7 protein-coding genes and 1 riboswitch are annotated in these 6,086 nt (G+C 74.1%); of the genes, 3 read left to right on the forward strand and 4 right to left on the reverse strand.

Features of this window, described 5'->3' with window-relative positions:
* Positions 1-66: 66 nt before the first annotated feature.
* From NQU54_RS09235 to thiO, 4 genes are all read right to left on the reverse strand, one after another.
* Positions 67-519, reverse strand: coding sequence for an SRPBCC domain-containing protein (locus tag NQU54_RS09235; protein WP_257630625.1), 453 nt, complete (start codon positions 517-519; stop codon positions 67-69).
* 154 nt (positions 520-673) lie between these two features.
* Positions 674-1,582, reverse strand: coding sequence for a thiazole synthase (locus NQU54_RS09240; RefSeq protein WP_306278504.1), 909 nt, complete (start codon positions 1,580-1,582; stop codon positions 674-676).
* Positions 1,583-1,590: 8 nt separating this feature from the next.
* Positions 1,591-1,791, reverse strand: a complete 201-nt coding sequence (thiS, locus tag NQU54_RS09245; protein WP_069869358.1) for a sulfur carrier protein ThiS — start codon at positions 1,789-1,791, stop codon at positions 1,591-1,593.
* Positions 1,788-2,975, reverse strand: coding sequence for a glycine oxidase ThiO (thiO, locus tag NQU54_RS09250; protein WP_257630637.1), 1,188 nt, complete (start codon positions 2,973-2,975; stop codon positions 1,788-1,790). The genes thiS and thiO overlap by 4 nt, the downstream gene beginning before the upstream one ends.
* Before the next feature lie 66 nt (positions 2,976-3,041).
* A riboswitch (TPP riboswitch) is annotated at positions 3,042-3,155 on the reverse strand.
* A gap of 435 nt (positions 3,156-3,590) precedes the next feature.
* Here thiO and NQU54_RS09255 point away from each other — a divergent pair.
* The 3 genes from NQU54_RS09255 to thiE form a co-directional block, all read left to right on the forward strand.
* Positions 3,591-4,772: an NAD(P)/FAD-dependent oxidoreductase gene (locus tag NQU54_RS09255; protein WP_257630638.1), complete on the forward strand. Its 1,182-nt coding sequence runs from the start codon at positions 3,591-3,593 to the stop codon at positions 4,770-4,772.
* A 112-nt stretch (positions 4,773-4,884) separates the two neighbouring features.
* Positions 4,885-5,250 (forward strand): Rv2175c family DNA-binding protein, encoded by a 366-nt coding sequence (locus tag NQU54_RS09260; RefSeq protein ID WP_069870214.1) that lies wholly within the window; start codon positions 4,885-4,887, stop codon positions 5,248-5,250.
* A 231-nt stretch (positions 5,251-5,481) separates the two neighbouring features.
* Positions 5,482-6,086: thiamine phosphate synthase (gene thiE, locus NQU54_RS09265; RefSeq protein ID WP_257630626.1), on the forward strand; the 605-nt coding region annotated here is incomplete at its 3' end.

Below are 6,086 nucleotides of genomic sequence, written 5' to 3' on the forward strand. Positions count from 1 at the left end.
ATCCGGGCCAGGACCGGCCGCCCCAGGTGGGGTGGGTACTTGCAGCGGAACGGTGACAGCGGCGGGTCAGTTGTGCGACGCGGCGGCGATCGCGGCCAGCTCCTCGAGCGCCGAGGTCCAGGACAGCGTGGCGTACTGGGCGTGCTTGGCCTTGGCGTCGTCGGGGACGGCCAGGGCGCGGATGCCGCTCTCCACGAACCGCAGCCGGGTGCCCCGCCCCTCGGGGGAGAGCGCGAACTCCACCAGGGTCGCCTCGCCGGGGTCCGAGGGGGCGTGATCGGGTTCCAGGGCCAGCCGGAAACGGAACAGGGTGTCCGGGACCGCCCGCTCGACCTGACCGTGGAACTCCCCGTGTTCATCCCAGCGGAACCGGAGCCTCCCGCCCGGATGCGGATCGATCTCGCAGCCGCCGGGCGCGTACCAGGCGCGGATGTGCTCGGGCGTCGTGAGCACCCGCCACACCCGGTCGATCGGCGCCGGTACGAACACCTCGCGCTCGATCCGGTCGTCCACGGTCACGGCGACCACCTCCGCGCTGTCGCGCTGCTCCCTGCCATCCACGGTAGAGGGCCGCGCCGGGCCCCGGCAGGGAGCAGGAGGTCTCTCCGGCTGAGGCCGGGCAGGGGGCAGAGGGCCTTTCCCGGACGAGGCCGGACAGGATCCCCAAGGAGACCTAGCCGAACGCAGGGCGCTCGGGGTCCAGGGCCGCCAGGCCCTCGGCCGGGCTCGACGCCTCGGCGAAGTGGCGGCGCGGGATCCGGCCCGCCCGGTGGGCCAGCCGGCCCGCCTCCACCGCGTACCGCATCGCCCCCGCCATCAGCTCCGGCTCCTGGGCCCGGGTGACGGCCGAGGCGAGCATCACCGCCGCGCACCCCAGCTCCATGGCCAGCGCGGCGTCCGACGCCGTGCCCGCGCCCGCGTCCAGGATCACCGGCACGGTGGCGCGCTCGACGATCAGCTGGAAGTTGTGCGGATTGCGGATGCCGAGCCCGGAGCCGATCGGGGAGCCGAGCGGCATGATCGCGGCGCAGCCGACGTCCTCCAGCTTACGGGCGAGGATCGGATCGTCATTGGTGTACGGCAGAACCGTGAACCCGTCGTCGACCAGGATCTCGGCCGCGTCCAGCAGCTCGATCGGATCGGGGAGCAGGGTGCGCTCGTCGGCGACCACCTCCAGCTTGATCCAGTCCGTGCCCAGGGCCTCCCGGGCGAGCCGGGCGGTGAGCACGGCCTCACCCGCGGTGAAACACCCGGCGGTATTGGGCAGCGGGCGGATGCCGTGGCGGCCGAGCACGGAGAGCACCGACCCCTGCACGGTCGGGTCGAGCCGCCGCATCGCGACCGTCGTCAGCTCGGTGCCGGAGGCCAGCAGCGAGCGCTCCAGGATCTCCAGGCTGGGCGCGCCGCCCGTGCCCATGATCAGACGGGAGCCGAAGTCGGTCCCGGCGATGGTGAGCGGGTCGGGCGCGGTGAGGGACGCGAGGTGCGGGGCGCCGGTGACAGCCGGGGTGTCTGTGACGGCCGGGGCGCTGGTGACGGTCGTGGCGTCTGTGCTGGTCGTGCTGGTCGTGGTGGGAGCCATGAGTGGGATCAGCCTCCTTGGACCGCGGTGAGGACCTCGACGCGATCACCGTCGCCGAGCGGGGTCGCGGACCACTGGGTGCGCGGGACGACCGTCTCGTTGACGGCGGCGGCGACGCCCGAGGGCGCCTGGGTGAGGGTCGCGACAAGCCGGTCGAGGGTGGTGCCGTCGGGGATCTCGCGGGGTTCGCCGTTGACGGAGACGGTCATGTCTGCTGCTCCTGTGCTGGGGAGGGCGCGGCGGCGGGGGCGGCGGGGACGGTCGGGGCCGCTCCGGTGCCCGAGGGGGCCGTGAAGCGCCGCGGGGTGAACGGCCGGGCCTCCGGCGGGAGTTCTCCGCTGGTCAGCGCCTCGGCCATGACATCGCCTGTGATCGGGGTGAGCAGGACGCCGTTGCGGAAGTGGCCGGTGGCCAGCAGCAGACCCGGCAGCGCGGTCGGGCCGAGCATCGGGGCGTTGTCGGGGGAGCCGGGGCGCAGCCCGGCACACGTCTCCACCAGCGGCAGTTCGGTGATGCCGGGAACCACCTCATGGGCGTCGCGGAGCAGTTCGTACACCCCGCCCGCGGTGACCGTCGTGTCCCAGCCCAGCTCCTCGCTGGTCGCGCCGATGACCAACTCGCCGTTCTCGCGCGGCACCAGGTAGACCGGCCCGCCGCGCACCACGGCCCGTACGGTCCGGGAGAGGAACGGCGCGTACCGCTCGGGCACCGACAGCCGCACCACCTGCCCCTTGACGGGCCGTACGGGCGGCAGAACGTCATCGGGGACGCCCGCGAGCCGTCCGCTGAGGCTGCCGGCGGCCAGCACGGTCCGCTCGGCGGCCAGCCGTACGCCCCCGGTCAGCTCGACCCCGATGGCACGGTCGCCGTCCACCAGCAGCCGCTCCACACGGGCGCGGTGGAAGGCGACCCCGGCCCGCTCACACGCCGTGAGCAGCGCCGCCGTCAGCCGCCGCGGGTCCACCTGGTGGTCGCCCGCGACCCGCAACCCGCCGTGCACACCCGGCGCCAGCATCGGCTCCAGACGGCGGCATTCACGCCCCGTCAGCCACTCGGACTCCAGCCCGAGCCCCTGCTGGAACGTGTGGAGCTCACGCAGATGGGCGCGGTCGTCGGCGTCGAACGCCACGGCGAGCGTGCCGCACGCGCGGTAGCCCACGTCCTGGCCGCTCGCCTCTTCCAACTCGGCCACGAAGTCGGGATAGCGGCGCGCCGAGGCCATGTTGAGACCGAGCAGGGTCTGCTCGCCGTAGTGGAGCTCGGTGACGGCCGCCAGCATCCCGGCCGCGACCCAGGCGGCCCCACCGCCGGGCTCCGGATCGGCGAGCGCGGTCCGCACCCCCCGCTGAGCCGCCCGCCAGGCGGTGACCAGCCCGACAATGCCGCCCCCGATGACGAGGGCGTCGTAGCGCCCGTTGTGGCCTGATGTGTGTGGCTCGTCGTCGTGACCTGGTGCGTGCGTGGACACGCTGCCCCTCCCTTCGCCGGCATGACCCGGATCAGGTTCGTACGGTCGGAGGCCGTTCCAGCCTCCCTCTCAGCCCGGTGCGTCCGGGCTCCCGCGAGTGCTCTGTCCCGCCACCCTAGTACGAGGCCCGAATCGTCCGGAAGAGCGGCCGGACCCAACCCCTCGCCTCCAGCCCCTCCGGCGTTTGAGGAGCGGGGCCGGGGGCGGAGCCCTGTGTTCCAGCCTCTCCGGCGTTTGAGGAGCGGGGCCGGGGGCGGAGCCCCAGCGGGGGTGACGGGGCGGAGCCCCGTCTTTCGGGAAGGGGCGGGGTGGGGGACTCACCGCCGAAGGCGCCCACGCCCCGCACCCAGCCCCGGGGCGGAACCCCACCCACCCACCATCCGCCCCCACCCGCCCGCTCCCCTTCTGTGCCCGAGATCTCGCCCCGCCCTCTCCGGCCCACCCCACCAGCCGCAATACAGTGATCGTGTGAGCGATGAGACGACGACGAAGCCGTCTTCGAACGGCGGCGAACAGCGGGTGGTGATCGTCGGAGCGGGAATGGCGGGGGTGCAGACCGCCGTCGCGCTGCGCGAACAGGGCTGGACCGACGAGATCGTCCTGCTGGGCGCGGAGGTCCACCAGCCCTACGACCGGCCGCCGCTGTCCAAGGCCGTACTGCTCGGCAAGGCCGAGGGATCGACGCTCGACGTGGACTTCGCCGGGCTCGGCATCGGGCTGCGGCTCGGCGTCGAGGTCACCGGCCTGCGCACGGACAAGCGCCTCGTGGAGACCGCGACCGGGCAGCTCCCGTATGACGTCCTGGTGCTCGCCACCGGCGCCGAGCCGATCCCGCTGCCGGGCAGCGAGGGCGTGCCCGGCGTCCATCTGCTGCGCACCCTGGACGACGCCACGCGGCTGCGCCCGGTGCTCGCCCGGCAGCGCGAGATCGCGGTCGTCGGGGCGGGCTGGATCGGCGCGGAGTTCGCCACGGCGGCGCGCGAGGCGGGCTGCGCCGTGACCGTGGTCGAGGCCGCGGACCGGCCGCTGGCGGGCGCCCTCCCGGCCGAGGTCGCGGCCCCCATGGCGGCCTGGTACGAGGACTACGGCGCCCGGCTGGTGACCGGAGCCCGGGTGGCCTCCGTGGACGAGGCCGGGCTGGTGCTCGGCGACGGCACCCGGTTGCGGGCGGGCGCGGTGGTCGTGGGGATCGGGGCCCGGCCGGCCACGGACTGGCTGGCGGGCTCGGGCGTGGAGCTGTCCGGGGACCGCTCCGTCGCCGCCGACGAGCGGCTGCGCGCCTCGGCGCCGGACGTCTACGCGGTCGGCGACTGCGCCTCCTTCCCGTCCGCCCGCTACGGGTCGCGGCTGCTGGTGCACCACTGGGACAACGCGCTCCAGGGCCCGCGCACCGTCGCCGCCAATGTGGTGGGGAGCCGGACGGCCGCCCACTTCCCCGGTGTGGTCTACGATCCGGTGCCGTACTTCTGGTCCGAGCAGTTCGGGCGGTTCGTGCAGTACGCCGGACACCATGCGGGCGCCGACGAACTGGTCTGGCGCGGCGATCCGGCGGGTGCCGCCTGGTCGGTGTGCTGGCTGCGCGAGGGCGCCCTGGTCGCCCTGCTGGCCGTCGGCCGTCCGCGCGATCTGGCCCAGGGGCGCAAGCTGATCGAGCGCGGCGCCCGGCTGGACCGGACGCGGGCGGAGGACCCGTCGGTGCCGCTGAAGTCGGCCGTCCGCTGACCGGCCGGGCGGCCGCCGGTCGGCCCTGGACGGGGCGTCCGGGGCGGGGCGGGCGGCCCGCGCGCCGGGCGCCCGGCTACCCACTGTCAGTCCCAGATGGCAGGCTTGTTCCGTGACCGAGATTGACGCAAAGATCGATGCTCTCGTCCCCGCCTGGCTCACCCTCCCCGATGTCGCCGAGCGGCTAGGGGTCGAGGTGACACGCGTTCGGCAGCTGGTCAAGGAGGGCCAGCTGATCGCGGTGCGCCGTGGCGAGAACAGGGTGCTTCAGGTGCCCGAGGAGTTCATCGGTGAAGGAAGGGTCGTCAAGGGCCTCGTGGGCACCTTGACGCTTTTGAAGGACGACGGCTTCAGTGACGAAGAGATGCTGGAGTGGCTCTTCACCCCCGATCCGAGCCTGCCCGGCACCCCGGCACAGGCACTCAGCGAGAATCGCGGTACGGAAGTGAAGCGGCGCGCCCAGGCGCTCGCCGTCTGACGCCCGCCGTCCGACGCTTTCCGTCCGGCGCTCGCCGGCCGACCCTCGCTGTCCGACGCCGCCGGCGCCCAGCCTTCCGCGGCGTTCCGTACGGGGCTCGTACAGCACTCGTACGGGGCTAGGACAGGGCTGGTCGTTTTCGCGTACTCGTAATTCGCTGTCGCATCCGGCGTACGGGCCGGGCTCCGCTCACGGCCCGTACGCCGCCAGACCCTCCCGGGGAGCCGATCCATGTCCACCACCGCCACCGCTCATGAGCAGCTGGCCGACGCCCGCCTCTACCTGTGCACCGACGCCCGGAAGCGCCAGGGCGACCTGCCGGAGTTCCTGGACGCCGTTCTGGGGGCGGGGGTGGACATCGTTCAGCTCCGGGACAAGGGGATGGAGGCGGCCGAGGAGCTGGAGCACCTCCGGGTCTTCGCGGACGCCTGCCGCCGGCACGGCAAGCTGCTCGCCGTCAACGACCGGGCCGATGTCGCGTACGCCATCGGCTCGGATGTGCTCCATCTGGGCCAGGGCGATCTGCCGGTGCCCGCGGCGCGCGCGATCCTCGGCGAGGACGTGCTGATCGGGCGCTCCACGCATGCGGAGGCGGAGGTGGACGCGGCGGCCGTCCAGCCCGGTGTGGACTATTTCTGCACCGGCCCCTGCTGGCCCACCCCCACCAAGCCCGGCCGCCCCGCCCCGGGGCTGCCCCTGGTGCGCTACGCGGCAGCGCTGGGCATGGATCGGCCCTGGTTCGCCATCGGCGGAATCGACGCCTCCAACCTGGATCAGGTCCTGGAGGCGGGCGCCCCCCCCCCCCCCCTGGTCCCCGGCCGCCCCGCCCCCGCCCC

The organism is Streptomyces malaysiensis subsp. samsunensis (genome assembly GCF_024519315.1).
GTDB lineage: Bacteria > Actinomycetota > Actinomycetes > Streptomycetales > Streptomycetaceae > Streptomyces > Streptomyces malaysiensis.